Here is a 25,141-nt window from a genome sequence, read left to right as displayed (position 1 = left end):
GAATGAAGGCCGCAATCACGCTGGCCGCCGCGCTTTGCGGCGCGCCGGCTTTTGCCGGCTGGGAGCCGACCAAGCCCGTCGAGATCGTGGTGGCCGCCGGCGCGGGCGGCGCCTCCGACCAGATGGCGCGGATGATGCAGGCCGCCATTCAGAAGAACAATCTGATGAAGCAGCCGATCGTCGTCTCGCTCAAGGGCGGCGCCTCGGGCGCGGAAGCGCTGATGTACATGAAGTCCAGCGAAGGCGACCCGAACAAGGTGCTGATCGCCTATTCGCTGATCTACATGCTGCCGCTGTCGGCGAAGATCCCGTTCAACTGGCGCGAGCTGACGCCGGTCTCGGTGATCGCGCTCGACCAGTTCGTGCTGTGGGACAACAGCGCAGGTCCGAAGACGGTGAAGGAATTCGTCGCGGCCGCGAAGGCGGCGAGTTCGCCGTTCAAGATGGGCGGCACCGGCTCCAAGCGCGAGGATCACGTGCTGACCGTCTTCCTCGAGCAGAAGACCGGCGCGAAATTCTCCTATCTGCCCTACAAGTCCGGCGGCGAGGCCGCGACCCAGCTCGTCGGCAACCACACTGAATCCAACGTCAACAACCCGAGCGAAAATCTCGAAGTCTGGCGTGCCGGCCAGGTGCGTCCGCTCTGCGTGTTTGACAAGGAGCGCATTTCCTACACCAGCAAGGTGACGGACACGCAATCCTGGGCCGACATCCCGACCTGCAAGGAGGAGGGCGTCGACGTCCAGTATCTGATGCTGCGCGCGATGTTCCTGCCCGGCAAGGTCACGCCGGAGCAGCAGGCGTTCTATGTCGATCTGTTTCACAAGGTGACGCAGACCGCGGAATACAAGGACTACATGGAAAAGCAGGCGCTGAAGCCGATCTTCCTCACCGGCAAGGACATGGTGCAATTCCTCGAGGAGGACGACGCCACCAACAAGTCGCTGATGACGGAAGCCGGATTCGTCGCGAAGTAATCACACCCTCCACGTCATGCCCCGCGAAGGCGGGGCATCCAGTATTGCACAGAATTCGACGAAAGACGGCTTCTGCACGGAGTACTGGATCATCCGCCCCAGTGCGCAATTGCGCACAAGGCGGATGATGACAGCGCAACTTGATCTGGCAGAGCATGTCCCAAACCGATCTTGAAATCGTCGTCGACGATCCGACCGCGCCTGAAGACGACTCACCCTCTGTGGTCTCCTCCGGCACGATCGAGATATTCGTCTGCCTGCTGTTGCTCGCGTTGGCCGCAACGCTCAGCTATGACAATTGGCGCACCGGCGCCTCCTGGGATTCGACCGGGCCCGAGCCCGGCTATTTCCCGTTCTATCTCTCCGTCATCCTCGGTGGCGGCAGCCTCTATGGCCTGATTGCGGCCTTCGTGGCGCACCGCGCGGCATCCGAAAGCTTCGTCACGCGTGCGCAAGCGCGCCGCGTGATGGCGGTGTTCGTACCGACGCTGCTGTTCTGCCTGGTGATGCAGTTCCTCGGCCTCTACGTCGCAAGCTTCCTCCTGATCGCGGGCTTCATGCGGCTCGTCGGCAAGATCGCGCTGTGGAAGTCGCTGCTCACTGCCCTCCTGTTCACGGCGATCATGTTCATCACCTTCGACATCGCCTTCGACGTCATCATGCCGAAAGGGCCGCTCGAAGCGGCCTTCGGCTACTAGGCGCTCACGATGGAAGCTTTCGGTCTCTTGCTTCATGGCTTCGCCGTCCTGCTGACGTGGAAGACGCTCGTGCTGATGATGGTCGGGCTGGTGCTCGGCATCTTCGTCGGCGTGCTGCCCGGGCTCGGCGGCCCCAACGGCGTTGCGATCCTGCTGCCGCTCACCTTCACGATGGATCCGACCTCGGCGATCGTGATGCTGTCCTGCATCTACTGGGGCGCGCTGTTCGGCGGCGCCATCACCTCGATCCTGTTCAACATCCCCGGCGAGGCCTGGTCGGTCGCGACCACGTTCGACGGCTATCCGATGGCGCAGCAGGGCAGGGCGGCGGAGGCGCTGACCGCGGCGTTCACGTCCTCCTTCATCGGCTCGCTCGTCGCGGTGCTGCTGATCACCTTCCTCGCGCCGATGATCTCCTCCTTTGCGTTGAAGTTCGGTCCGCCCGAGTTCTTCGCCGTTTATCTGCTGACCTTCTGCTCCTTCGTCGGTCTCGGACGCGAGGCCAAGCACAAGACGGTCATCTCGATGTCGCTCGGCCTTCTGCTCGCGGGCGTCGGCATGGACACCGTGTCCGGCCAGTTGCGCATGACCTTCGGCTCGTCAGAGCTCTTGCGCGGCATCAACTTCCTCGTTGCCGTCATCGGCCTGTTCGGCATCAGCGAGATCCTGTTGACGATGGAGGAGCGGCTGGCGCTGCGCGGACACGCGGCGAGCATCTCGCTCCGCGTCGTGCTCGGCGTCTGGAAGGACCTGCCGAAATACTGGGTGACGCTGCTGCGTTCGTCCTTCATCGGCTGCTGGCTCGGCATCACCCCGGGCGGCGCGATCGCGGCCTCCTTCATGGGTTACAACCTCGCAAAACGCTTCGCCAAGGATCCCGAGAGCTTTGGCAAGGGCCGCATCGAGGGCGTGTTCGCACCGGAGACGGCGGCGCATGCCTCCGGCACCTCGGCGCTGCTGCCGATGCTGGCGCTCGGCATTCCCGGTTCCGGCACGGCCGCGATCCTGCTCGGCGGGTTGATGGTGTGGGGACTCAATCCGGGGCCGCTGCTGTTCGTGGAGCACAAGGACTTCGTCTGGGGCCTGATCGCCTCGATGTATCTCGGCAATGTTGTCGGCCTCGTGCTGGTGCTGACGACGGTGCCGATCTTCGCCTCGATCCTGCGGGTGCCGTTCGCCGCGGTGGCGCCGATGATCGTGGTGTCCTGCGCGATCGGCGCCTATGCGATCCAGAACGCGATGTTCGACATCTGGCTGATGCTGGGCTTCGGCGTCGTCGGCTACGTTTTCAAGAAGATCGGCATCCCGCTCGCGCCGTTCACCCTGGCGCTCGTACTCGGCAACCGCGCCGAGGATGCCTTCCGCCTGTCGATGATCGGGTCCGGCGGCAACCTCAAGGTGTTCTGGTCGAATGGCCTCGTCGGCTCGATCACAACCTTGGCGATTGTGCTGTTGTTTTGGCCTGTGATCGACCGCTTGCTGCGCTGCGTCGGATGGCCGCGGCAGACCAAGCCTGCCGCTTGAGCCAAGCGGATTGGAAACCCCATTAGGGTAGGTGTCGCGTAAGTCCGATAAAGTTCAAAGCCCGTGTCGCTGAGTGCAGTTTCTCCCCCGAATCAATCGCGATGTGGGGAATAGTGCATTCCATGACTATTGCCGCTCGCGAGGGTGTGATATCGCTAACAATTGCAGGTTGTTGTTCTCTGTTACATCGGAATTGATCTTCGGCTCATGACGCCGAACGATCTATTGCAATCATTTTTTTACTTGGAGACGGAAATGAAGAGGTTATGTGGGCTGCCTTTTGTAATCGCCGGGGCAATCATCGCACTTTCGCTCCTGACGAGTCCCGCCAGCGCTCAAGCGAGCCGCACTTGGGTGTCGGGTGTTGGCGACGACGTCAATCCGTGCAGCCGTACGGCGCCCTGCAAGACCTTCGCTGGCGCGATTTCGAAGACAGCGGTGAACGGTGAGATCAATTGCCTTGATCCTGGCGGCTTCGGCGCCGTGACCATCACGAAGTCGATCACCATTGACTGCCACGAGGTGTACGGTTCGATTCTCAACGCCTTAACCAACGGCATCAACGTCGCATTCGATTCTTTCGCGGGAACCGACGTCCGCAAGACGGTGAACCTCCGCAACCTCAACCTGCAGGGATTCGACACCGGCCTTACCGGGATTCGTATCTTTGGTGCGGGGGCGGGGAGCTTCGTCAACATCGAGGACTGCCTGATCAACGGCAATTTCGGCTCGCCCGGCACGGGCATTGCCGATCAGCGGACCAACGGAACGCTGAACGTCGTGAACACCACGATTCGGGATATGGGAGGCAGCGGCTTTACGATTGCAAGCGCGGCTGCGGGCTTGATCAAGGCGACGCTCAGCAACGTCAAGGTGATCAACGCGGCCAGCGGTATCGGCGTGGGCGCCGGCGCCGCCGTTCACCTCAGCAATTCGGTCGTGTCAAGCAACTCGGTTGCCGGTATTGCCATCTCGGGTGGCGGCATCAACATTGACGCCACGACGATCTCTTTCAATACGATCGGCGTCAAGCAAGTCGGCGGAACGGTCAACCTGTCCAACAACGATCTTTCGTTCAACAGCACCGGCGTGTCCGGCACGGTCAACTCGCATTCGAACAATCGCTTCACGAACAACGGTGCCGGCGGAACGATCACGCCAATCGGCGGCACGACCAATCCGACCGGATTGCAATAAGAGCGAGAGTCGCATCGGCTCAGCGATGACGTGAAATGCAAAAGCCCCGGCTCGCCGGGGCTTTTGGTATTTGCAACTTTTTCCGTCCCGGCGTGATGCGGGCCGTCGCGTTGAGCCGGCTCGATCAGGACCTGAGCGAAGCTGCCGCCGTTCAAATCGGGAGAGCGAAGCTGGCGAAAATTTACTGAGCGCATCTCTGGTCTGGCGCAGTATCTGCGGTGGTCCTCCTGATCGCGGTGACGATGAAGCGAAAGCCCGGCGGTGACGCCGGGCTTTCGTTATTTCATCGTGAAACGGTCAGAGCCTGTGACGCTTCCCGCGCTTGTCAGCCACGTTAATCAGCATCAGGATACAAGCGTAGATAGAGCTTCATTGATCTGTTCTTTTTGGAGGACATCATGGCTGTTGAGCATTATCGAGCCCGGAAAGGCGAGGAGATTTCACACGCGGCCGCCGCTGTAGCTGCCGGAGGCTACACGATCGAAGTTCGGTTCCTGGGCGGGCTGACGCCTAAGCAGAAGGCTGCGTTCAAGCTTGCTGCAAACCGCTGGACACACGCGATCGTCGGCGATCTGCCCGATGTCACGGTCGGTGGCGAGAGGATCAACAATCTGCGTATCACGGCGCAGGGCACCGACATCGACGGCCCCGGGAGGATTCTCGGTCAGGCGGGACCGAGCCGCTTGCGCCCGCAGAATGCCGGAGCCGCCGCGTTCCTGCCGGCGACGGGCGACATGCAATTCGATACGGCCGACCTCGCGGCGATGGAGGCGGATGGCACCCTCAACGACGTCATCACGCACGAGATGGGGCACGTGATCGGCATCGGCACGATCTGGACGAACAAGAAATTGCTGAAGAGGGTCGACCGCAACAATCCGACGTTCAACGGCCCCAACGCCATGCGCGAATACGGCAAGCTCCGTGGTTCCGCAGGGTCGCTGCCTGTTCCCGTCGAAAACACCGGCGGGGAGGGGACGGTGGACTCGCATTGGCGCGATACCGTGTTCGGCGCAGAACTGATGACCGGCTTCGTCAATCAGGGCGGCAATCCGATGAGCCGGGTGACGATCGCAAGCTTGCAGGATCTCGGCTATCAGGTGAACATGGACGCTGCCCAGCCGTATCGGCTGCCTGATCATCTCCATATGGCTGAGGCGGGGCTCGTTGCCGCGCATGCTGAAAGGGCAAGAGGCATCGTGCTCACGCGGATTCCGATCACGTTGCCCGAGGAGAGCCTTGGCCCCTAAGGCTAACTCTTGGCCAAGCAGGCTCCTCGGCAATTCAGGGGTACAGGATCATGGAGGGCATGAAGCGACCGGAAGCAATCGTGCTTCCAGATTCGTCACTGATCCCGTCGGACTGCCTGATCTCGCCGCCGCCCAACCAGTTCACCCACGAGGTGGCGAGATCGCAGCCCTTCTATGCCTCGCAGGGCGCGCCGAGCGATCCACCGACCGGCCAGTTCGAGGCGGGGGCCAAGGTCGTGCTGCTCTACCATGACGGCGGCGACCTTTGTCGTGTCGTCGATGCTGCCGGCCGCTATGTCGGCACGCGCTTCGACGGTTTACGCAAGATCTAGATGGTTGCGTAAGCCGTCAATGCGCGGCCGATGGTGATCACCGCGGCGATCCGGGTCCGAAAGGCCGGCCGTCGAGACGCGGCCGTTCTTTCACACCACCTTGGCGTTCCGGAGCGTCGCGATCTCGTCTGCACTGAGGCCGAACTCCTTCAAGATCTCGTCGGTCTGCTCGCCGAATTCCGGCGGCCGCGCCACCATCTTGCTCGGCGTGCGCGACAGCGTGACGGGTTGGCCGACCAGTCGAATGTGGCGGTCCTCGTCGTTCGGCACGTCCTGCGCGATGCCGAGATGTTTGACCTGCGCGTCTTCGAACATCTGGTCGATGGCGTAGATCGGTCCGCAGGGCACGCCGGCGTCGTTGAACTCGCGGACCCAGGTCTCGGTCGACTTCGTCACCGTGCGCTTTTCGATCTCGGCGTTGAGCGCGTCGCGGTTCTTGGAGCGGGCCGGCGCGGTCGCATAATCGGGATGGCTGTAGAGCTCCGGCGCGCCGATCGCCTGCGCGCAACGCTCCCAGATCCGCCCGCCGGTGGTGGCGATGTTGATGTAGCCGTCCGAGGTCTTGAACACGCCGGTCGGGATGCTGGTCGGATGGTTGTTGCCGGCCTGCTTGGCGACTTCCTTCTCCATCAGCCAGCGCGCGGCCTGGAAGTCGAGCATGAAAATCTGCGCTTGCAGCAGCGAGGTCTGTACCCACTGGCCCTTGCCGGAGACCTCGCGCTCGAGCAGCGCGGTGAGGATGCCCATGGCGCAGAACAAGCCGGCCGTGAGGTCGGCGACGGGAATGCCGACCCGCATCGGCCCCTCGCCCGGCGCGCCGGTGATCGACATCAGTCCGCCCATGCCCTGGGCGATCTGATCGAAGCCTGGCCGCTTGTGGTAGGGGCCGTCCTGGCCGAAGCCGGAGATGCTGCCGTAGACGATACGCGGATTGATCTCGCGCAGGCTCTCATAGTCGATGCCGAGCTTCTTCTTCACGTCGGGACGGAAATTCTCGACCACCACGTCGGCCTTGGCGGCGAGGCGCTTGAACACGGCGAGCCCGCGCTCGTCCTTCAGGTTCAGCGTCATCGCCCGCTTGTTGCGGTGCAAGTTCTGGAAGTCGGACCCCCGCCGCGGCCCGCCCGGCTGCTCGCCGCCGGAATCCTCGGTCAGCGCGTCGATCTTGACGACATTGGCGCCCCAGTCCGCGAGCTGCCGCACGCAGGTGGGCCCGGACCGGACACGGGTCAGATCGAGCACGGTGAAGCGCGACAGGGCTTCCGAGGCATGCGGAAAGGGCATCGTGAAAGGCTCCGGGTCAGATTGCGGAGTCACCATAGTGCCGAAACATCATGCGGCAAGTCTGCGCCGGCGCGGATGCCGCCTGTCGAAATGCAGTGCTTGGTGCTGCTTGCTGCGTTGCAGGAAGGGATCAGCGCGACAGGCGCTTCAGCTCGTCGCGTGCCTGCGCGGCCAGGGGGTCATCGCCGTGGCGCGCAATGAAGAGCTCGAACGCCTCCCTGGTTCCCTTCTGACGTGCGGTCTCGTATTCCCGGGTGACCGTCGCCGCGGGGTCCCGGGCCATAGGCATGGAGGGGGCGCGTCCCGCCTGACCGCTTTCATTGCCTTTGTCCTTGCCGCCGTCGTCTGCATTGGCTTTCCCGACCATGGCGGGCTGTTCTCCGATGGGCAGACGATCCGGCCCGGCGAACACCGCCATGACCCCGATGAGACCGACTGAAAATAGGCCTGGTTTCATGATTTCCTTTACAGATCATACCCGCGGGCGGGACCTGAATCCTTGCCCTCGGCCCGTGCCGCTACTTGATTTGATGGCTAATACGGCCTTATGAAAGGGGGGCCGGAGGCCGCTGCCGAATTTTAACCAAACATATAACTCTCAAGCTAGAATCTCGCGCCTTCGTCCGCGAATCGCGTGATCCGTTGCTCCGGAGAGTCCATTGGCTAATTCTGTTACCGTTGGTGCAACCAACAACGCCGATATTGACGGCTTGCTGTCGGGCTACAAGTGGACCGGCACGATCACCTATAGCTTTCCCGACTCGGCCAGCGACTACTCCAATCCTTATTACGGCGGCAACAGTGAGCCGACATCGTCTGGCTTCGCCGCGGCGCCAAGCGCGATGCAGTCGGCGATCAACTACGCGATCGGACTGATCCTCGGCTACACCAACGCCAGCATCCAGTACGTGGGGACCGACGGCGCGGACGTCATGATCGCGCAGTCGTCGAAGCCCCCGACCTCCTACGCCTACTATCCCGGCGACTATGCGGCCGGCGGCGACGTCTGGTTCGGGACCTACTACAATTACTCGCTCGCCAAGCTCGGCAATTATTATTTCACGACAGCGATGCATGAGCTCGGCCACGCTCTCGGTCTCAAGCACAGCCAGGAGACCGGCGGCCCCGCCAATGTCGCGGTGCCGAGTGCGCATGATGACAGCGAATACACCATCATGAGCTATCGCAGCTATGTCGGCGCCTCGACGACCGCCGGCTACAGCAACGAGGCTTACGGATATCCGCAGACCTACATGGCCAACGATATCCTCGCGCTCCAGACGATGTACGGCGCGAACTATGCGACCCAGGGCGGGAACACCGTCTACTCCTGGAATCCCACCACGGGTCAGGAGTTCATCAACGGTGTCGGGCAACTCGCCCCCGGCGGCGGCACCGGCAACTCGGCCAACCGCATCTACGAGACGATCTGGGACGGCGGCGGCATCGATACCTACGATCTGTCCAACTATACGACGAATCTGAGCATCAATCTCAATCCCGGCGCGACGTCGCTGTTCTCAACCGTGCAGCAGGCCAATCTCGGCGACAACCAAAATCTCGGCTACGACCATTACGCCTCAGGCAACGTCTACAACGCCTATCTCTACAACAACGACGCGCGCTCCTATATCGACAATGCCACCGGCGGCTCCGGCAACGATACGATCATCGGCAACGCCATCGCCAACGTGCTGAACGGCGGCGCCGGCAACGATACGATCACCGGCGGCGGCGGCAACGACACCATTATTGGCGGCGCCGGTACCGATATGACGGTGTATTCGGGCAACAGGGCGAATTACGCGATAGCCTACAGTGCGGTCACGCAGACCTTTACCGTGGTTGATCAGCGCTCCGGTTCTCCCGACGGCACCGACACGGTGACCGGCGTCGAATCGTTCCAGTTCGCCGATGGCGTGGTGGCAAGCTCGGTCCTGATGGGGCCTCCCAAGCCCGACCTGTCCGAATTCATAACTGTCAGCCAGAGCTCCGTACCGGCCGGAGGTAATGCGACGATCGATGCCTACAACATGAATCTCGGTGACGCAGTGGCGGGGCCGTCCGTCGCGGGCATCTATCTCTCCACCGACGCGACAATCACCACATCGGATACGCTGCTTGCGACGGTGTCGACCTCGATGACCCTCGCGACGGTAAGTCAGCCCGGCTATTACGACCATCAGACGATCATCGTCGCGCTCCCCGGCAATCTGGCGCCTGGTACCTACTACATCGGTGGTATCGGCGACTACAACAACCAGCTCAGCGAGCGCGACGAGACCAACAACAGCTACAATTCGGTCCAGATTACCGTGACGGCGCCGGGCCATCCTGACCTGATCGAATATGTGGCCGTGGACAAGACGACCGTTGCCGCCGGCAGCAGCCTGACGATCGATGCCTACAACATGAATATCGGCAACGCCGTGGCGGGCCCCACGACGGCTGCAATCTATCTTTCGACCGACGCGACGATCACGACGTCGGACACGCTGCTCACGACGCTGACGACAGGCTCGACGCTGGCCACCGTCAGCCTGCCCGGTTACTACGATCAAAAGACGGTCAGTGTGACGCTGCCCGGCAATCTGGCACCCGGCACCTACTACATTGGCGGCATTTCCGATTACAACAATCAGCTGACCGAGAGCAACGAGACCAACAACACCTACAACGCGGTGCAGGTCACGGTGACGGCGCCGCCGCAGCCTGATCTGATCGAATATCTGGTCGCGGCCAAGACCACCGTTGCCGCGGGCAGCGGCCTGACGATCGATGCCTACAACATGAACATCGGTAACGCGGTGGCCGGCCCCACGACGGCTGCAATCTATCTTTCGACCGACGCGACGATCACGACGTCGGACACGCTGCTCACGACGCTGACGACAGGCTCGACGCTGGCCACCGTCAGCCAGCCTGGCTATTACGATCTTCATACGGTCACCCTGACGCTGCCCGGCAATCTGGCGCCTGGCACCTATTACGTCGGCGGCATTTCCGACTACAACAATCAGCTGACCGAGAGCAACGAGACCAACAACACCTACAACGCGCTGCAGGTCACGGTGACGGCACCGGCGCAGCCTGATCTGATCGAATATCTGGTCTCGTCCCAGACGACCGTTGCCGCCGGCAGCGGCCTGACGATCGATGCCTACAACATGAACATCGGCAACGCCGTGGCGGGCCCGACGACGGCTGCAATCTATCTTTCAACCGACGCGACGATCACGACGTCGGACACGCTGCTCACGACGCTGACGACAGGCTCGACGCTGGCCACCGTCAGCCAGCCCGGCTATTACGATCTTCATACGGTCACCTTGACGCTGCCCGGCAATCTGGCGCCTGGCACCTATTACGTCGGCGGCATTTCCGACTACAACAATCATCTGACCGAGAGCAACGAGACCAACAACACCTACAACGCGCTGCAGGTCACGGTGACGGCGCCGCCGCAGCCTGATCTGATCGAATATCTGGTCTCGTCCCAGACCACCGTTGCCGCCGGGAGCGGCCTGACGATCGATGCCTACAACATGAACATCGGCAACGCCGTGGCGGGCCCGACGACGGCTGCAATCTATCTTTCGACCGACGCGACGATCACGACGTCGGACACGCTGCTCACGACGCTGACGACAGGCTCGACGCTGGCCACCGTCAGCCAGCCCGGCTATTACGATCTTCATACGGTCACCTTGACGCTGCCCGGCAATCTGGCGCCTGGCACCTATTACGTCGGCGGCATTTCCGACTACAACAATCAGCTGACCGAGAGCAACGAGACCAACAATACCTACAACGCGCTGCAGATTACCGTGTCTGCCGCGGGCAGCTCGGTGACGTCGCATGCGCCAGCCGCTTCGCCGTCGTCGACGCAGGCAGCGACGAATGGAGACGCTGGCTCGGTCGGCGCTCTGCTTGTCGGGCATACGCACGTTCAAGACAATTTCGCGCTATCGCAGACGGACAACGCGCAAGGCGGCCTCTACTGGGCGGAGCATTCCCAACTCGCGCAGCTGGTCTCAGTGCTGGCGGCCAGGACCCAGCAACTGACAGACCTGACGGACGCTCATTTCGTGTTCGATAACGTGTCCGAGATGGCGCAGCACCATGTCGGCGATTTTCACTTGATCTGATCGATACGCGGTCGAGCTGCCGCTCTGGATTCTCCGGCGTCCGTACACTAGTCTGACGACCCAGACGGGTGAGCGGGTGAGATGAAGACCCTTGATCGGGGGCTTCGCCCGACGGTTTTGCGGGGACGGATGCGAGGCTCGGCGCGACGAGGACTTTGGGTATTGCTTGCGTTTGTGCTCGCCGCGCCCGCCCACGCCCAGTCGTTGCGCCAGGGCGTCGCCGCGTTCCAGCGCCAGGATTATGGGACGGCCTCCCGCATCTTCATTCCGCTCGCCGAGCGCGGCAACGCGCGGGCGCAGACCTATCTCGGTTTCCTGTTCGAGACCGGCCGCGGGGTGCCGCAGAACTATACGGAATCCGCGATGTGGTACCGCCGCGCGGCGGAGCAGGGCGACAGCCGCGCCCAATATTCGCTGGGCCTGCTCTACGACCGCGGCCAGGGCGTGCCGCAGAACATCGTGGAAGCCTCCAAATGGCTGAACCTGTCGACGGCGGCCGCGCCGCCGCCGGCGCGCGAGGCGCGGGCCCGGATCCGTGACGCCGTCACCACCAAGATGACGCGCGGGGAGATCGCCCAGGCCCGCCTGCGGGCGCTGGAATGGGCGCCGAGCCGCGAGCATTGAGCCTCCGGCGCCTCGCTCTCCGCGACCTCAAAACAAAAAAGTCGAAAACAACCCCATGCACAGTAGCCGGGGACCGCCGGCGCGGCGCCTCACGCCTGCGCCGGAACGACGGTTTGTCCTGATATCATCGTGCCTTGGTATATTTCGCCCGACGAATGGAATGCTCGGCGCGGTTGCTGCTCTGTTCGGGACGATTTCCGGCCTCTCTGATTGGCTGAAGAATCGATCTCCAGATCGAAACCGTCAGAAGTCCCGCTTGGACTCCTCGGTGAAATGAGAGGGAAACAACAGACCTGTGAGCACCCGACCAAGCGACCACGATCGGAAGCTGCCGGTTGATAGCCGATGGCGTTGCACGGCCTGATCGCGGCGCGAGCGTTTGATAACATCAGTCATGATACATTTCTTTAATCCGAATGTTAATTTCGATCGCTAGAGACCCGCCTACCGTCGCAATTGCGACCGAGTAGGAACAGGCAATCTTCTATGAGCAATGACGACATCGACCGCGCTGGAAACCATCGTTCCGGCAGCAACAATTCCACGCGCCAAATGATCGATCGCCGCGCGGTCCTCCAAGGCGCCGCCAGCCTTTCCGTGCTGGCGCTCGGCGCGGGCGCGGCAAAGGCGCAGACCAGCAGTCCGTCATTGACCAGCTTCTCGATCGCGGTGCTGCCCGACACGCAATTCTATTCGCGTTACGCGACGACCGACGAAAGCCAACAGTTTCAGAAGGCCTATGGTTCGACGCCGTACGACGCGCAGACTCAGTGGATTGCCGACAACGCCGCGAAATACGGCGTCCGCTTCGTCATCCATCTGGGTGACGTGGTCGACCAGCAGAACAAGCCGAACCAGTGGATCGTGGCCGACGCCGCGATGAAGAAGCTGGAAGATGCCAAGGTCCCTTATTCGATCCTTGCGGGAAACCATGACGTCGTCACCGACAACGACTACCATACCCCCTGGGATCAGAATTCGGGCACCGACGCCCAGCGCAGCCTCAACGCCGAGCCATATTTGAAGTGGTTTCCGAGCACCCGCGCAGCGCAGCAGTCGACATTCCGCGAGCGGGACAGCAGCGGCTTCCACGAGTACCACATCTTCCAGACGAACGGCGTGAAGTTCATGGTGCTCTCGCTGTCCTGGCGCATTTCGGACGGTGCCATCGCCTGGGCGCGCGACGTGATCGACCGCAACCCGACGCTGCCCGTCATTCTTTCCAACCACCAGCTGCTCAACATCGACAGCGACGGCCTGTCGCCGCTGGAGACCGATTACGGCAAGATGCTGTGGGACAAGCTGATCCGCGACAAGGATCAGATCTTCATGACGCTGAACGGCCACTACCATGGCGCGGCGTATCTCTCCAAGGTCAACGATTTCGGCAATCCGGTTCACCAGATGGTGGTCGACTATCAGATGGATTATCAGGGCGGCAACGCCATGATGCGGCTCTACGAAATCGACCTCACCAACAACAAGATCGACGTGATGTCGTTCTCACCCTGGGTGGTGCAGAAGCCGAAGAACACGCTCAACCAGTTCGATCACGCCGAACTGACGGCGTCGAACAACAGCTTCTCGATTCCGATCAATTTCAAGAGCCGATTCGCCCGGTTCACGCGCTTCAGTCCGAGCAAGGTGCTGACCGGACCCGCGATCATTCCGACCGTGCGCGCCGACCTGCTCGCCGGCTATGTCGATCCGCCGACGCCGGAAGTCGTATTGCCCGCGGATACCGAGGACTACCCGCATGTCGCCGATACCGTGGCGCACTGGCGCGCGCCCTCCACGGTCGTCGAGGGGCAGGTCGTTCCGATCGGCGGGATCCTGCCTGACGTCGCCGGCGGCAACAATCTGATGCGTGCGGCGCTCGTCGCGTCCGCCCAACTCGGCGACGTCGTGTGGACCACGGACAAGCACCGTCTGTCCTCCGCCGCGGGCAGCGTGGTGTTTCTCAACACCGACAATACGGTCGGTCGCCTCAACGCCTTCCTGACGGCGTCAGCCGCCTCGCTCAACGGCCGGAGCTTCTGGAACGGCTACACGGTCGAGGCCTTCGTGAAGATCCCGGCCGGCTGGACCGCAAACCTGCACAAATGGGGCAATATCCTCGGTCGCGTGGGTAACCGCGGCAACGTTCCCGGCGGCTATCAGGGCGGCGATCCGGAGGCGTCGAGCGTCCTGTTCGCCATCTCGAACCTGCGCGAAGTGCAGTGGGAAGTGGTGCCGGCTTCCGTTTCGCACTACGCGCAGACCAACTGGTCGGGCGAGATCATCCGCGATAGCTGGTATCATATCGCGATCGTCAACGATCCGGCGACCCTCACCACCACCCTGTACATCGACGGCGCGCCGGTATTGCGCAACGTGGGCAATGCGGCGATCGGCATGCGCTCGCAGAGCACGCCTCAGCCCTGGATCCTCGGCGCCGGCTGGTGGAACGGCGTGCTGTCCGACGGCTTCTTCGGTGCGGTCGGAGAGATCCGCATGGTCTACCGTCCGTTCGGTCGCGACCAATGGCTGACTGCGCGCCGAACCTGACCTGACCGCGTCCAGGCGACGCGATCATTGACACAGACAAAGTGGAGCTCGTTGCAACGAGCTCCACATTTTTTTGGCCGCATGTCCGAATGCGACAGCGATCGCGCCGCCGTTGTCTGAGCGTTGTCGCGCGATGTTGTGCACACCTCGGATGCAATCGGCCCCATGATCACTTCATTCACACAATACATAACATACTATCAAATTTATGATATATTGCGATGCAATACGGACGCTCTCACAACCTCTTGCCCATAGGCCAGCGGACGACATCCGTGGCCGGCACAGTTTGAATGAAAGCGATCCAGAACTATGGCTGCTCCCGTTGTAAAAGTCGGCTCCGAATTCTCCGTGAACACCAATACGACCGGCGGCCAGGAGGCGCCGACCGTCACCGGGCTCGCCAATGGCGGCTTCGTGGTCACTTGGGATGACGCCAGCGGAACGCTGGGCGATGCCAGCGGCACCGGCATCAAGGCGCAGGTCTTTGCTGCCGACGGCAGCAAGGTCGGTTCGGAATTCCGCGTCAACACCGAGACCGCGGACGGCCAGCTCGCACCGGTGATCACGGGCCTTTCCAATGGCGGCTTCGTCGTCACCTGGTTCGACAACAGCCAGACGCTCGGCGACAGCGAGGGCACCAGCATCAAGGCACAGGTGTTTTCGGCCAATGGCACGCCGGTCGGGTCGGAAACCCTCGTCAACAGCTCGACGTCCTATTCGCAGTTCGCGCCGACCGTCACGGGTCTTTCCAATGGCGGCTTCGCCGTCACCTGGACCGACGACAGCGGCGAGGGCGGTGACGACGACGGCACCAGCATCAAGGCGCAGCTGTTCGCGGCCGATGGCAGCAAGGTCGGCCCGGAATTCCTCGTCAATACCGAGACCGGCGGCAGCCAGGACAACGCAACCATCACGGGGCTGGCCAACGGCGGCTTTGTAGTGACCTGGGAGGATCTCAGCGGAACGCTCGGCGATGACAATGCCACCAGCGTCAAGGCGCAGATGTTCGCGGCTGACGGCAGCAAGGTCGGCAGCGAATTCCTGGTCAACACCGCGACGGCCTCCGACCAGCTCAAGCCAACCATCTCGGCGCTGCCCAATGGAGGCTTTGTCGTGACCTGGTACGATTTCAGCCAGACCGGCGGCGACACCAGCGGCAGCAGCATCAAGGCGCAGATCTATGCGGCCGATGGCAGCAAGGTCGGCAGCGAATTCCGCGTCAACACCACGACGGTCAACTCCCAGTTCACGCCGACGGTGACGGCGCTCAGCAACGGTGATTTCGCCATCGCCTGGCAGGACTGGAGCGGTGCCGGCGGCGACGCCAGCGGCAGCAGCATCAAGCTGCAGGTGTTCACTGCGGATGGTCGGAAGGTCGGCGCTGAATTGCTGGTCAACACCAGCACGGCGTCCAACCAGTTGCATCCCTCGATCGCCGCCTATGCCGACGGTCGCTTCGTCGTCACCTGGCAGGATGCCAACGGAACCGACGTCAAGGCGCAGGTATTCTCGGTCGATACCGTAAAGCCGGTGCCGGTCCTGTCGGCCGTGACGTCCACAAGCCCCTGGGTTGCGGTGCTCGCCGGTTCGGTCGACGTTGACGCCGCCGGCCAGACCCTCACGCTGCGCGACGGTACGTCGCAAAGCGGCGGCTGGAGCACGACGGCGACCGTCGACGGCAACGGCGCCTGGAGCGCCGAATTGTCCTGGGACCGGTTCAACACCGCCATCGATCTCGTCGTCACTGACGCGGCCGGCAACACCGGTGTCTCGAACTACGTGTATGGCACCGCCAGCGGCCGGACTTTCGGCGCGGGCAGCCATCAATACATTTACGGCACGGCGACCGATTACGTCGTCGGGAACGGCGCGGAGCAGCACGTCTATGCCAGTGGAACGGCCATCGGCACGACCCTGAACGCCGGCAGCATGCAGATCAACTGGGGCACGGAGCACGACACTGCCGTTGCTTACGGTGCTTTGGAATATGTCTATGGCATCGCCACCGGTTCGACGATCGCCGGCCGGCAATTGATCGGAGCCGGCGGTACGGCCAACACGACGCTGATCGTCGGCGGCGGCGAGCAGGACATCTACGGCGGTGGCACGGCGACCGGCACCACCATCCAAGGCGGGTTACAGGCCGTCTACGGCACGGTCGACCAGACCGTGATCGGCAGCGGCGGCGTGCAAATGGTCCACGGCACGGCTTCGCACACCGCTGTCAACGATGGCGGCGAGCAGCGCGTCTATGAGAGCGGAACAGCCATTGGCACCACGCTGAACGCTGGCAGCATGCAGATCGACTGGGGCAGCGCCACCGGCACGACCATCAACGGCGGCATTCAGTACATCTGGGGCACGGCGAGCGATACCACGATCGTCTCCGGTACGCAGTATGTCGGCGCCGGTGGCAGCGCCAGCGGCACCACCATCGGCGCACATGGTCTCGAATATGTCTACAGCGGCGGAACGCTCACCGACGTCACCTTCGGTGGGGGATCTGCGAGGCTGGTGCTTGAGCAGTCGTCGGCCTTCAGCGGGACGATCGCCGGCTGGCAGGATGGCGTGGAGCTCGATCTCGGTGACATCGCCTTCGGCGAAACCACCTCGCTCGGCTATGCGGCAAACGCCGAGAACACAGGTGGCACGCTGACGATCACCGACGGCGCTCATACGGCGTCGCTGCACCTGCTTGGCCAATACAGCGCCGCGGACTTCGCCCTCGCCGCGGACGGCCATGGCGGCTCGATCATCACCAATCCGGTGGATCAGTCCCAGGCACAGCTTTCCATCTCGCACGCGGCGTAAGCTGACGACGAAGCCAGGGCGGGTCCGCTCGGGCAAACGGAAACAGATCAGAGGGGCGCGCCTCATTGGCGCGCCCCTTTGGATTCTCCGCTGTTCATTCGGCCAGAACGGCAGTTGCTGCCGTTGCGACGGCCGCCACCTTGGGCTGGTCGGGCCGTAACCCCGACAAGCGAGCTGCGACGTCTGGTCCCTGTCGGCGCGCGGCCAGCAGGCGTCAAGCTGGCATCACCGGTCGGTGCAGCTGTCACATGCCTGACTAGCCCGGCCAGCCGCCGAGCCAGTTGGTGTACCAGCTTTCGCCCAGCCAACCGACCCAGATTGCAGGGGCGAGGAAAAGCCCGAACGGCAGGAAGGCCGTGCCGCGGAGCCGCTCCTTTCTTCGGGCAGCATTGGCGAGATAGGCCGCGATCGCGGCCAGCGCCGCAAGCTCGATCACTGCGACCACGGTCGCGAGATCGAGCCAGGCGCCGCAGACCGCGGCGAGCTTGACGTCGCCGAGCCCGAGCCCGTCGCGGCCGCGCCAACGCCGATAGAACGCCATCAGGAGCAGGAGCGGCAGCGCCACGGCGGCCGCGCGGGCCACGGGCCAAAGCAGGGCCTCGATGCCGATATCAGGCACGAACGCGCCGGCGCGGAGCAAAGCGAGCGCAAATGCCGCCGCCGTCAGCTCATTCGGAATGAGGTAGTGGCGGGCATCGTTCGCTGCGATCGCGAGCATCAGGGCGGCGAGATAGGCGCCGTACAGGCCTTCCGCGCCCGGTGCGCTGACGAGACTTGCGAAAACACCCAGCAGCAGGGCGATGCTGAGTACGAGTGCAGGGCCCGTCCCCTCGGGCGCAGCCTGATCCGTCACGCCGCTAAAGCGCGACGAGATTTGAACCGATCGTCATCGCGCTTTGGCTCCTTGGTTTGAGCATGATCATTTTCGGAAGACCGCTTCACGCTTTTTCGGATCATGCCTTAGCGCGCTGCCTTGGGTGGGCTTACGGTGATGACGGGATTGCTGGTCCCGACCAGGCGGCTGTTCATCTTGCTGCGCATCTCCTCGGCGATGACATGGGCATCGACACCGTCCTTGATCACCGTCGGGCGGATGAAAAGGATCAGCTCGGTGCGGTTGCGCGTGTTGGTCTGGTGCGAGAACGCGTCGCCCACGCCGGGAATGGAATCGAGGACCGGAATGCCCTGGCGCTGCCTGTTCTCGGTCTCGCTGATCAGGCCGGCGAGCAGCACGGTCTGGCCGCTGGTCACGGCAATCGAGCTCTTGACGCGGCGCTGCGAGATCGTCGGCGTCAGCGAGTTGGCACTGCCGGCAGCGACGCTCGAGATCTCCTGCTCGATATCGAGTACGACATTGCCGTTGGCGTTGGCACGCGGCAGCACGCGCAGGATGATGCCGGTGTTCTTGTAGTCGATGGTGTTGACCACGGTATTGTTGGCGGTCAGCACGGTCGCCGTGCCGGTCGAGAACGGCACCTGGTCGCCGACCTGAAGGGTCGCCGACTGGTTGTCCAGCACCACCAGAGACGGATTCGACAGCACCTTGACATTGGTGACGCCGTGCAGCGCATCGAGCACGACGCGCGGCGAGTTCTCGGCGCCGATCAGGAAGTTGAAGCCCGGCAATGCGCGGCCGAGCAGGGCGCCTGCCGCGGCGTTAACGGCGTTGCTCGTGCCCTCGATATTGCTGCCGATCGTGCTCGAATTGCTGATGCCCGAGATGGTGTTGGAGATCGAGCCTTGCTTGCTGGCGAGGAAGAACTGTACGCCGTAGTTCAACTGGTCGTTCAGCGTCACCTCGGCGATCGTCGCCTCGATCGCGATCTGGCGCTGCGGCCGGTCGATCTGCCGGATGGTCTGCTCGACGATGCGCTGCGCCTCCTGATTGGCGTAGACGAGCACGGCGTTGTTGGTGACATCGGCGGTGATCCGCACATTCTGGAGGATGCCATTGATGCCGGGCCTCGCCCCGCCGCCCGAAAGGCTGCCGGAGCCGTTGTCCTGCGTTGACATTGCGGACGCGGCCGGAGCGGACCGGGCGCCGAGCGCCGATCCCGGAGGCGCGGTGACCGGCGTTGCGGCGCCGGCGCCGGCGGTCGGCAGCGCGCTCAGCGACGCCACCGGATTGCCGGATGACGAGGTCGAAATGCCCGCCCCAGGCGCGAGCTGGCTCGATGCGCTGTCGAGTGTCGAGCCGCTCGTCGCGCTCTGGCTGAACAGCATGTCGTTCAGCATCGTCACGACCAGCTTCGAATTGCCGTAGCGCAACGGATAGGATTTCAGGTTCACGCCCTCGGTGTCGGAGCGGTCGAGCCGCGCGATCCAGGTCTGCGCGCGCTTGAGATATTCCGGCTTCTGGCTCACCACGAGGATCGAATTGAGCCGCGAGATCGGCTGGAACTTGATCACGTTCTGGCTCATGCCGCCTTCGCCCGAATCCATGATCTTCTCGATCTCGGTGATCACGGGTTCGGGCGAAGAGTTGCGGACCGGGAAGATGCCGACGGATTGTCCGCGCATCCAGTCGGCGTCAAAGGACAGAATGGTGTCGACCGCGGTGGCACGGTCGGCGCCGCTGCCGCTGACGATCAGCGTGTTGCGGGCGCTGTCGGGCCGCATGGTCGAGGCCTTCACGCCGAAGGCATCGAGCAGCTTGAAGATGTTCTGGACCGAGACGTAGCGCAGCGGCACCACCGTGATGCCCTGGCCGGCCGCGGCATTGGTCGAGCGATCGACGCCGCCGGGACCGGCTTCCGGCGCCGGCAGCAGGCGATATCCGGTACGGTCGCGCACCAATGCGACGCCCGACATGCGCAGCGCGTTTTCCAGCACGTAGAGCGCGTCCGCCTTGGGCACGGGCCGCACCGAGGCAAGCGTGACGGTCCCCTGCACGCGTGGATCGATCGTATAGCCGACGTTGAGCACGTCGCCGAGGATGACCTTAGCGACGGTCGCCACGGGCGCGTTCTCGAAATTGAGGTCGTAGCCGCTGCCGCCGGACTCGTCGCGTTCGGCAAGCGCGCCGCCTTGTGGCGTTGCGCCGTCGCTGAGGTAGATTGCCGGCCTCGACGATTTGGCTTGGGCAATGCCGGCCGCGCCTGCATCCGCAGGTTGTCGCGGCTGGAGATCGAGGGAGCGGATCTTGTCGGCGATGTCCTGGGCGCGCGGATCCTTTGGATCGGCTTCGATCGACTGGTCGGCCGTGACGATGCAGGCGGCAAGCAGGAAAGCGGACGACAACAGAACGATCGTTCCAGTCAACGCTGAGCGGTGGCGCAAAAGCGGCTGGACCACTTCGAACAAAATACGCCTACCGACACTGGCTGTGATGGAGATTGCATCCGCCCCCCCTCGGTTCGGATGCGCAATAATTTGCGCCACGATTATGTTTTTGCTAGGAAATAAGTCAAGGGCAAAGACCTTTCATCGGCGACGGAAGCTGTTGCTTTCAGGTAACAAGGCAAGCTGGGACTGCGATGCGAGACCTTTCCGCAGAGAGCTTCCGGCAGCATCTCCTCGAAAAATATTCTTTGCCGCCGCGGGCGCACGCCCATGTGGAGAACTCGGCCAATCCGGCGCTGACCCGCCCGCTGCTCGAATTGTGGGAAGCGACCGATCTGTCGGCCGCCGAATTCGCCGACGAGGTGTCCGACTATTTTGGCCTGGCGCGGCTCGGCCTGCCGCAGCTGCTCACAACCACGCCGTGTCTCGACGGTTTTTCCCGCCGCTTCCTGCGTGAATCCACCATCTTCCCGTTTCGTGCGCCCAATGGCGGCTATCGGTTGGCGATCGCCGATCCCTCCGACACCGCTGCGGTCCGCGCGGCCGAGATCGTGTTCGGCGAGGCGGTCGAGGTCGTCGTTGCCTCGTTCGAGGACATCACGACGGTGCTCGATCAGCGCACGGATGCGACCGATGCGAAGGCCGGGGACGGTGTGCGCAGCATCGCGCAGCAGTCCGACGACGACATCGAGAGCCTGCGCGATCTCGCCAGCGGCGCGCCGGTGGTGCGTGCGCTCAACGATCTCCTCGAGCGCGCGGTGGAATTGCGCGCCAGCGACATTCATGTCGAGCCGTTCCGCGCCGGGCTCACGGTGCGCATGCGCGTGGATGGCCTGTTGCGTGCGCTGCCGTCGCCGCACGGCATTCCGCCGCAGGCGCTGATCTCGCGCATCAAGATTCTCGCCAGCCTCAACATCGCGGAACGGCGCCTGCCGCAGGACGGTGCCGCGCGCGTGCGCGTCGGGCGCGGCGAGATCGACGTTCGCGTCGCGACCATGCCGACGCAGCATGGCGAGAGCGCCGTCATTCGCCTGCTGCCCCGCGACCGCGGCCTGCTGGAGCTGAGCAAGCTCGGTCTTGCCACGCGCGACGAAAGCGCGATGACGCGGCTGCTCGCGATGCCGCACGGCATGATCGTGATTACCGGACCGACCGGCAGCGGCAAGACCACGACGCTCGCCACCATGCTGTCGATCCTCAACGAGCCGACGCGCAAGATCCTGACCATCGAGGATCCCGTCGAATACGAGATCCCCGGCATCAACCAGTCCCAGGTCAAGCCGTCGATCGGACTGACCTTCGCTTCCGCCATGCGCGCCTTCGTGCGCCAGGACCCCGACGTCATCATGGTCGGCGAGGTCCGCGACGCCGAGACCGCTCATATCGCGATCCATGCCGCACTGACCGGCCATCTCGTGCTGACCACGCTGCACACCGAGACCGCGGCCGCCGCCGTGCCGCGCCTGATCGATCTCGGCATCGAGGGCTTCCTGCTCAAGTCCACGCTGCGCGCGGTGGTCGCGCAGCGCCTGGTACGCATGCTCTGCGACCGCTGCAAGGTGCCGCATACGCTGACCGAGGCGGATCTCGCCAAGGACCCGCGCTTTGCGGTGATCGGATTCAAGTGCGGTGAGGTCGTGCACGAGGCCGGCGGCTGCGAACGCTGCGGCGGCACCGGCTATCGCGGGCGCAACGGCGTGTTCGAGATTCTGGAAATGTCCGACGAAGTGCGCACGCTGATCGGCCCGCAGACCGACTCCCATTCGATCGATGCCGCCGCGATGCGCGGCGGCATGACGACGATGCTGGAGGATGCGGTCGCCAAATGCCGGGCCGGGCTGACGACGGTCCCCGAAGTCTTCCGCGTCACGACGGTGCGCTAGGGCATGCCGAACTATCGCTACCGCGCGCTCAATACCAACGGCGAACTGGTCTCCGGGGCCATCGCCGCGCCCGGGCCCGGCGACGTCGCGGAGCGGATCGAGCGACTCGGCCTGGTGCTAGTCGACAACGTCACGCCGGAAGAGGGCGGCGCGACCGGCGGTGTGCTCAGCCTCTTCAACAGGCCGAAGCCGGAAGACGTCACGATCCTCACCCGCGATCTCGCGCTGCTGCTGCGCGCCGGCGCCCGCATCAATGACGGACTGGAGCTGCTCGCGACCGATCCCGATCTCGGCCGGTTGCGCCCCGTCGTCGCCGACATCCGATCGCGCGTCGTCGCGGGCGAGAGCTTTGCCGAAGCGCTGGCGCGGCACGAGGGGCTGTTTCCGCCGATGTATATCGCGCTGGTGCGGGTCGGCGAGGCCTCGGGCTCGCTGGACCAGGTGCTGGAGGTGCTGGCCGGCGAACGCGCGCGCAGCGAGGCGTTGCGGCGCCGGTTGTCGGATGCGATCCGCTATCCGCTGTTCGTGCTCGGCGCGGCCGGCTGCGTGCTGCTGTTCTTCCTGACTTTCGTGTTGCCGCAGTTCGCCAGCGTGTTGCAGGATTTCGGCGCCAAGGTCGATCCGATCGTCGGAATCTTCCTCAACATCTCGACCTTTCTGCGCGGCAATTCCGATGCGGTGCTGGCGGGCCTTGCGGCCACCATCGCCGCCATTTGGCTCTTGCTCCGGCAGGAGCGCGTGCGCCGCGGCCTCACCAATGCGATCACGCGGCTGCCGGCGATCCGCAACGTGATGAGCGCGTACCGCACGGCGCTGTTCTGCCGCAATCTCGGCCTGCTGCTCGGCAGCGGCGTCAACCTCACCGTCACGCTGCGCATCCTGATCGACATGATGGCGACCACGGGCCCGTCCGCGGTCTGGAGCGAAGCCGCCGATCGGGTTCGGCATGGTTCAAAACTCTCCGACGCTCTGGCCGAGACGGAGGCGCTGCCGCCGATGGCGGTGCGCATGCTGAGGTTGGGCGACGAGACCGGGCAATTGCCGATGCTGTCCGGCCGGGTCGCCGAATTCTACGAGACCAAGCTGCAGCGAACGCTCGACCGCGCGGTCGGCATCGCGGGGCCGGCGGCGATCATCGCGATCTCGCTCGTCGTCGGCGGCCTGATCACGTCGGTGATGACGGCGCTGATGTCGGTGAGCCAGATTGTCGGATAAGCAGGTAATGGGAGGGGTAGAAGTGACCAAACATCCGTCGTTTAGGCGCGGCCGGCGGCGCGCGCGGCGAGGGGAGACTGGCTTCACCCTGGTCGAGATGCTGGTGGTCATCACCATCATCGGGATGATCATGGCGCTGGTCGGCCCGCGGGTGCTGAACTATCTCAGTGAGTCCAAGGCGAAGGCTGCGAAGATCCAGATCGAGAGCTTCTCCAGCGCGCTCGATCTCTATTATCTCGATGTCGGCCGCTATCCGACCTCCAATGAGGGCCTTGTGGGACTGACGCGCACCAACAATCAGGCCGGCTGGAACGGGCCGTACCTGCGTGGCGGCGTGGTGCCGAACGATCCCTGGGGCCACGTCTACGTCTATCGCTCGCCGGGCGCGAGCGCGCCCTACGAGATCATCTCGCTCGGATCGGACGGCCAGGAAGGCGGCAGTGGAACGGCAGCCGACATCGCCAGTGGCGCGCGCTGAAGGTCTTCGCGAGGCGCAAGACTTCAACGCACGGGGCTTCAACGCGCAAGGTTTCAACGCGCAAGGCTTCGCGCTGATCGAGATCCTGTGCGTGCTCGCGATCATCGGCCTGCTCGCGGCGATCATCCTGCCGGCGATTCCGCGCACGACGACGCGCGCGAGGCTCGAGAGCTACGCGGTCGAGACCGCGGCATTGCTGAAAGCCGATCGCAACGCGGCGCTGCGCCGCCAGGTGAGGGTGGTGACGCAGGTGGACGCGGAGGGGCGCGCGATCCGTTCCGGCGTCACCGGGCGGACCATCCGCCTGCCGGGCGACGTGGTCATGCAGGCGACGCTGGCGTCGCGCTGCGCCGATCGCGCGACGGGGCGGTCGATCGACTTCTTTCCGTCGGGCATGTCGTGCGGCGGGACGATCGCGCTGGCGCGGCCGGGCATGGGTTATGAGGTGCGCGTCAACTGGCTGACCGGAGGTGTCGAGATTGTCCCGCAGAAGCTGCTCTGACGCCGCCGGCTTCACCCTGATCGAGGCGCTGGTCGCGCTCGCGATCATCGCGGTCGTGCTCGGGACGATCGGCTCGGTCATCGCCACGACGGCGAAGGGCACCCGCTCGATCGACCAGCATCTGGTGCTGTCAGGCACGGCCGAGCGGCTGCTTGCGGACCTGCCGGCGCGCGGATTGCTGAAGCCCGGCCGGCAGAGCGGCGAACTCGCCGGCAGCCGCTGGCGCGTCGATGTCGCGCCGATGAGCGTGGCGGGCGGCAATCCCGCCACCGATCGCTTCGTGCCGATGGCGGTCAATCTGCGCCTCCAGCGCGCCGACGGCAGTGCGATCCAGGTCACGACGGTGAAGCTGGTGCCCAGGGGATCACAATGAAGGGCGTCGCAAT

General features: G+C 63.8%; 20 protein-coding genes and 1 pseudogene. 17 read left to right on the top strand and 4 right to left on the bottom strand.

Annotated features, from left to right (window positions below; translation table 11 throughout):
- Positions 1–2 precede the first annotated feature (2 nt).
- The 7 genes from AB7008_RS34475 to AB7008_RS34445 all read left to right on the top strand — a co-directional run bounded on the left by AB7008_RS34475 (position 3) and on the right by AB7008_RS34445 (position 5,978).
- Positions 3–977 (top strand): Bug family tripartite tricarboxylate transporter substrate binding protein, encoded by a 975-nt coding sequence (locus AB7008_RS34475; RefSeq protein ID WP_014493796.1) that lies wholly within the window; start codon positions 3–5, stop codon positions 975–977.
- A gap of 155 nt (positions 978–1,132) precedes the next feature.
- Positions 1,133–1,675 carry a tripartite tricarboxylate transporter TctB family protein gene (locus tag AB7008_RS34470; protein ID WP_441260239.1) on the top strand — a complete coding sequence of 181 codons (543 nt, stop codon included), beginning with the start codon at positions 1,133–1,135 and terminating at the stop codon, positions 1,673–1,675.
- 9 nt (positions 1,676–1,684) lie between these two features.
- Complete coding sequence (locus AB7008_RS34465) at positions 1,685–3,199, top strand: tripartite tricarboxylate transporter permease (protein WP_028156587.1); 1,515 nt, start codon at positions 1,685–1,687, stop codon at positions 3,197–3,199.
- A 207-nt stretch (positions 3,200–3,406) separates the two neighbouring features.
- A complete protein-coding gene (locus AB7008_RS34460) occupies positions 3,407–4,396 on the top strand; it encodes a right-handed parallel beta-helix repeat-containing protein (RefSeq protein WP_304490678.1) in 990 nt (329 codons plus the stop codon).
- A gap of 35 nt (positions 4,397–4,431) precedes the next feature.
- A complete protein-coding gene (locus AB7008_RS34455; protein WP_304490677.1) occupies positions 4,432–4,584 on the top strand; it encodes a hypothetical protein in 153 nt (50 codons plus the stop codon).
- A gap of 198 nt (positions 4,585–4,782) precedes the next feature.
- A complete protein-coding gene (locus AB7008_RS34450) occupies positions 4,783–5,646 on the top strand; it encodes a leishmanolysin-related zinc metalloendopeptidase (protein ID WP_304490675.1) in 864 nt (287 codons plus the stop codon).
- 59 nt (positions 5,647–5,705) lie between these two features.
- Entirely contained in the window at positions 5,706–5,978 is a 273-nt protein-coding gene (locus tag AB7008_RS34445) for a hypothetical protein (RefSeq protein ID WP_304490674.1), read from the top strand.
- Between the two features lie 90 nt (positions 5,979–6,068).
- Here the strand turns inward: AB7008_RS34445 and AB7008_RS34440 are convergent, their stop codons facing one another.
- Positions 6,069–7,262, bottom strand: a complete 1,194-nt coding sequence (locus AB7008_RS34440) for a CaiB/BaiF CoA transferase family protein (protein WP_304490673.1) — start codon at positions 7,260–7,262, stop codon at positions 6,069–6,071.
- Positions 7,263–7,392: 130 nt separating this feature from the next.
- Complete coding sequence (locus tag AB7008_RS34435) at positions 7,393–7,719, bottom strand: hypothetical protein (protein ID WP_304490672.1); 327 nt, start codon at positions 7,717–7,719, stop codon at positions 7,393–7,395.
- Between the two features lie 202 nt (positions 7,720–7,921).
- Here AB7008_RS34435 and AB7008_RS34430 point away from each other — a divergent pair.
- The 5 genes and pseudogenes from AB7008_RS34430 to AB7008_RS34410 form a co-directional block, all read left to right on the top strand.
- Positions 7,922–9,211 (top strand): annotated as a pseudogene (locus AB7008_RS34430) (M10 family metallopeptidase); the annotation flags it as partial.
- Complete coding sequence (locus AB7008_RS34425) at positions 9,203–11,410, top strand: CARDB domain-containing protein (RefSeq protein WP_441261264.1); 2,208 nt, start codon at positions 9,203–9,205, stop codon at positions 11,408–11,410. The pseudogene AB7008_RS34430 and the gene AB7008_RS34425, both read left to right, overlap by 9 nt.
- Before the next feature lie 162 nt (positions 11,411–11,572).
- Positions 11,573–12,034 (top strand): tetratricopeptide repeat protein, encoded by a 462-nt coding sequence (locus AB7008_RS34420; protein ID WP_304490670.1) that lies wholly within the window; start codon positions 11,573–11,575, stop codon positions 12,032–12,034.
- Between the two features lie 486 nt (positions 12,035–12,520).
- Positions 12,521–14,581 carry a metallophosphoesterase gene (locus AB7008_RS34415; protein ID WP_441260238.1) on the top strand — a complete coding sequence of 687 codons (2,061 nt, stop codon included), beginning with the start codon at positions 12,521–12,523 and terminating at the stop codon, positions 14,579–14,581.
- Between the two features lie 351 nt (positions 14,582–14,932).
- Complete coding sequence (locus tag AB7008_RS34410) at positions 14,933–17,395, top strand: hypothetical protein (RefSeq protein ID WP_304490667.1); 2,463 nt, start codon at positions 14,933–14,935, stop codon at positions 17,393–17,395.
- A gap of 256 nt (positions 17,396–17,651) precedes the next feature.
- Here the strand turns inward: AB7008_RS34410 and AB7008_RS34405 are convergent, their stop codons facing one another.
- Together AB7008_RS34405 and gspD are read right to left on the bottom strand one after the other, a co-directional pair.
- Positions 17,652–18,248, bottom strand: a complete 597-nt coding sequence (locus AB7008_RS34405) for a prepilin peptidase (protein WP_304490666.1) — start codon at positions 18,246–18,248, stop codon at positions 17,652–17,654.
- Between the two features lie 107 nt (positions 18,249–18,355).
- On the bottom strand, positions 18,356–20,635 hold the full coding sequence (gene gspD, locus AB7008_RS34400; RefSeq protein ID WP_441260237.1) for a type II secretion system secretin GspD: 2,280 nt from the start codon (positions 20,633–20,635) through the stop codon (positions 18,356–18,358).
- A gap of 236 nt (positions 20,636–20,871) precedes the next feature.
- Here gspD and AB7008_RS34395 point away from each other — a divergent pair, with 236 nt between their 5' ends.
- From AB7008_RS34395 to AB7008_RS34375, 5 genes are read left to right on the top strand one after another with little or no spacing between them, the layout of a single operon-like run.
- A complete protein-coding gene (locus AB7008_RS34395) occupies positions 20,872–22,560 on the top strand; it encodes a GspE/PulE family protein (protein WP_304490664.1) in 1,689 nt (562 codons plus the stop codon).
- Positions 22,561–22,563: 3 nt separating this feature from the next.
- A complete protein-coding gene (locus AB7008_RS34390; RefSeq protein WP_441260236.1) occupies positions 22,564–23,775 on the top strand; it encodes a type II secretion system F family protein in 1,212 nt (403 codons plus the stop codon).
- Positions 23,776–23,797: 22 nt separating this feature from the next.
- Positions 23,798–24,253: a type II secretion system major pseudopilin GspG gene (gene gspG, locus AB7008_RS34385; protein WP_441260235.1), complete on the top strand. Its 456-nt coding sequence runs from the start codon at positions 23,798–23,800 to the stop codon at positions 24,251–24,253.
- Positions 24,216–24,755 (top strand): pilus assembly FimT family protein, encoded by a 540-nt coding sequence (locus AB7008_RS34380; protein WP_441260234.1) that lies wholly within the window; start codon positions 24,216–24,218, stop codon positions 24,753–24,755. Before gspG ends, AB7008_RS34380 begins: the two co-directional genes overlap by 38 nt.
- Positions 24,733–25,128: a type IV pilus modification PilV family protein gene (locus AB7008_RS34375; protein WP_441260233.1), complete on the top strand. Its 396-nt coding sequence runs from the start codon at positions 24,733–24,735 to the stop codon at positions 25,126–25,128. Before AB7008_RS34380 ends, AB7008_RS34375 begins: the two co-directional genes overlap by 23 nt.
- The last annotated feature ends 13 nt before the right edge of the window (positions 25,129–25,141 follow it).

Origin of the sequence: Bradyrhizobium sp. 521_C7_N1_3, from assembly GCF_052075975.1 — a bacterium.
Classification (GTDB): Bacteria; Pseudomonadota; Alphaproteobacteria; order Rhizobiales; family Xanthobacteraceae; genus Bradyrhizobium; species Bradyrhizobium japonicum.
This window is presented reverse-complemented; position numbering and strand designations above follow the sequence as displayed.

Excerpts from the sequence above, each read along its gene's own strand:
- AB7008_RS34415 (WP_441260238.1), top strand. The coding sequence starts at position 12,521 with ATGAGCAATGACGACATCGACCGCGCTGGAAACCATCGTTCCGGCAGC.
- AB7008_RS34435 (WP_304490672.1), bottom strand. The coding sequence starts at position 7,719 with ATGAAACCAGGCCTATTTTCAGTCGGTCTCATCGGGGTCATGGCGGTG.
- AB7008_RS34470 (WP_441260239.1), top strand. The coding sequence starts at position 1,133 with ATGTCCCAAACCGATCTTGAAATCGTCGTCGACGATCCGACCGCGCCT.
- AB7008_RS34465 (WP_028156587.1), top strand. The coding sequence starts at position 1,685 with ATGGAAGCTTTCGGTCTCTTGCTTCATGGCTTCGCCGTCCTGCTGACG.
- AB7008_RS34455 (WP_304490677.1), top strand. The coding sequence starts at position 4,432 with ATGCAAAAGCCCCGGCTCGCCGGGGCTTTTGGTATTTGCAACTTTTTC.
- AB7008_RS34425 (WP_441261264.1), top strand. The coding sequence starts at position 9,203 with ATGGGGCCTCCCAAGCCCGACCTGTCCGAATTCATAACTGTCAGCCAG.
- AB7008_RS34440 (WP_304490673.1), bottom strand. The coding sequence starts at position 7,262 with ATGCCCTTTCCGCATGCCTCGGAAGCCCTGTCGCGCTTCACCGTGCTC.
- AB7008_RS34390 (WP_441260236.1), top strand. The coding sequence starts at position 22,564 with ATGCCGAACTATCGCTACCGCGCGCTCAATACCAACGGCGAACTGGTC.
- AB7008_RS34475 (WP_014493796.1), top strand. The coding sequence starts at position 3 with ATGAAGGCCGCAATCACGCTGGCCGCCGCGCTTTGCGGCGCGCCGGCT.
- AB7008_RS34460 (WP_304490678.1), top strand. The coding sequence starts at position 3,407 with ATGACGCCGAACGATCTATTGCAATCATTTTTTTACTTGGAGACGGAA.
- AB7008_RS34445 (WP_304490674.1), top strand. The coding sequence starts at position 5,706 with ATGAAGCGACCGGAAGCAATCGTGCTTCCAGATTCGTCACTGATCCCG.
- AB7008_RS34395 (WP_304490664.1), top strand. The coding sequence starts at position 20,872 with ATGCGAGACCTTTCCGCAGAGAGCTTCCGGCAGCATCTCCTCGAAAAA.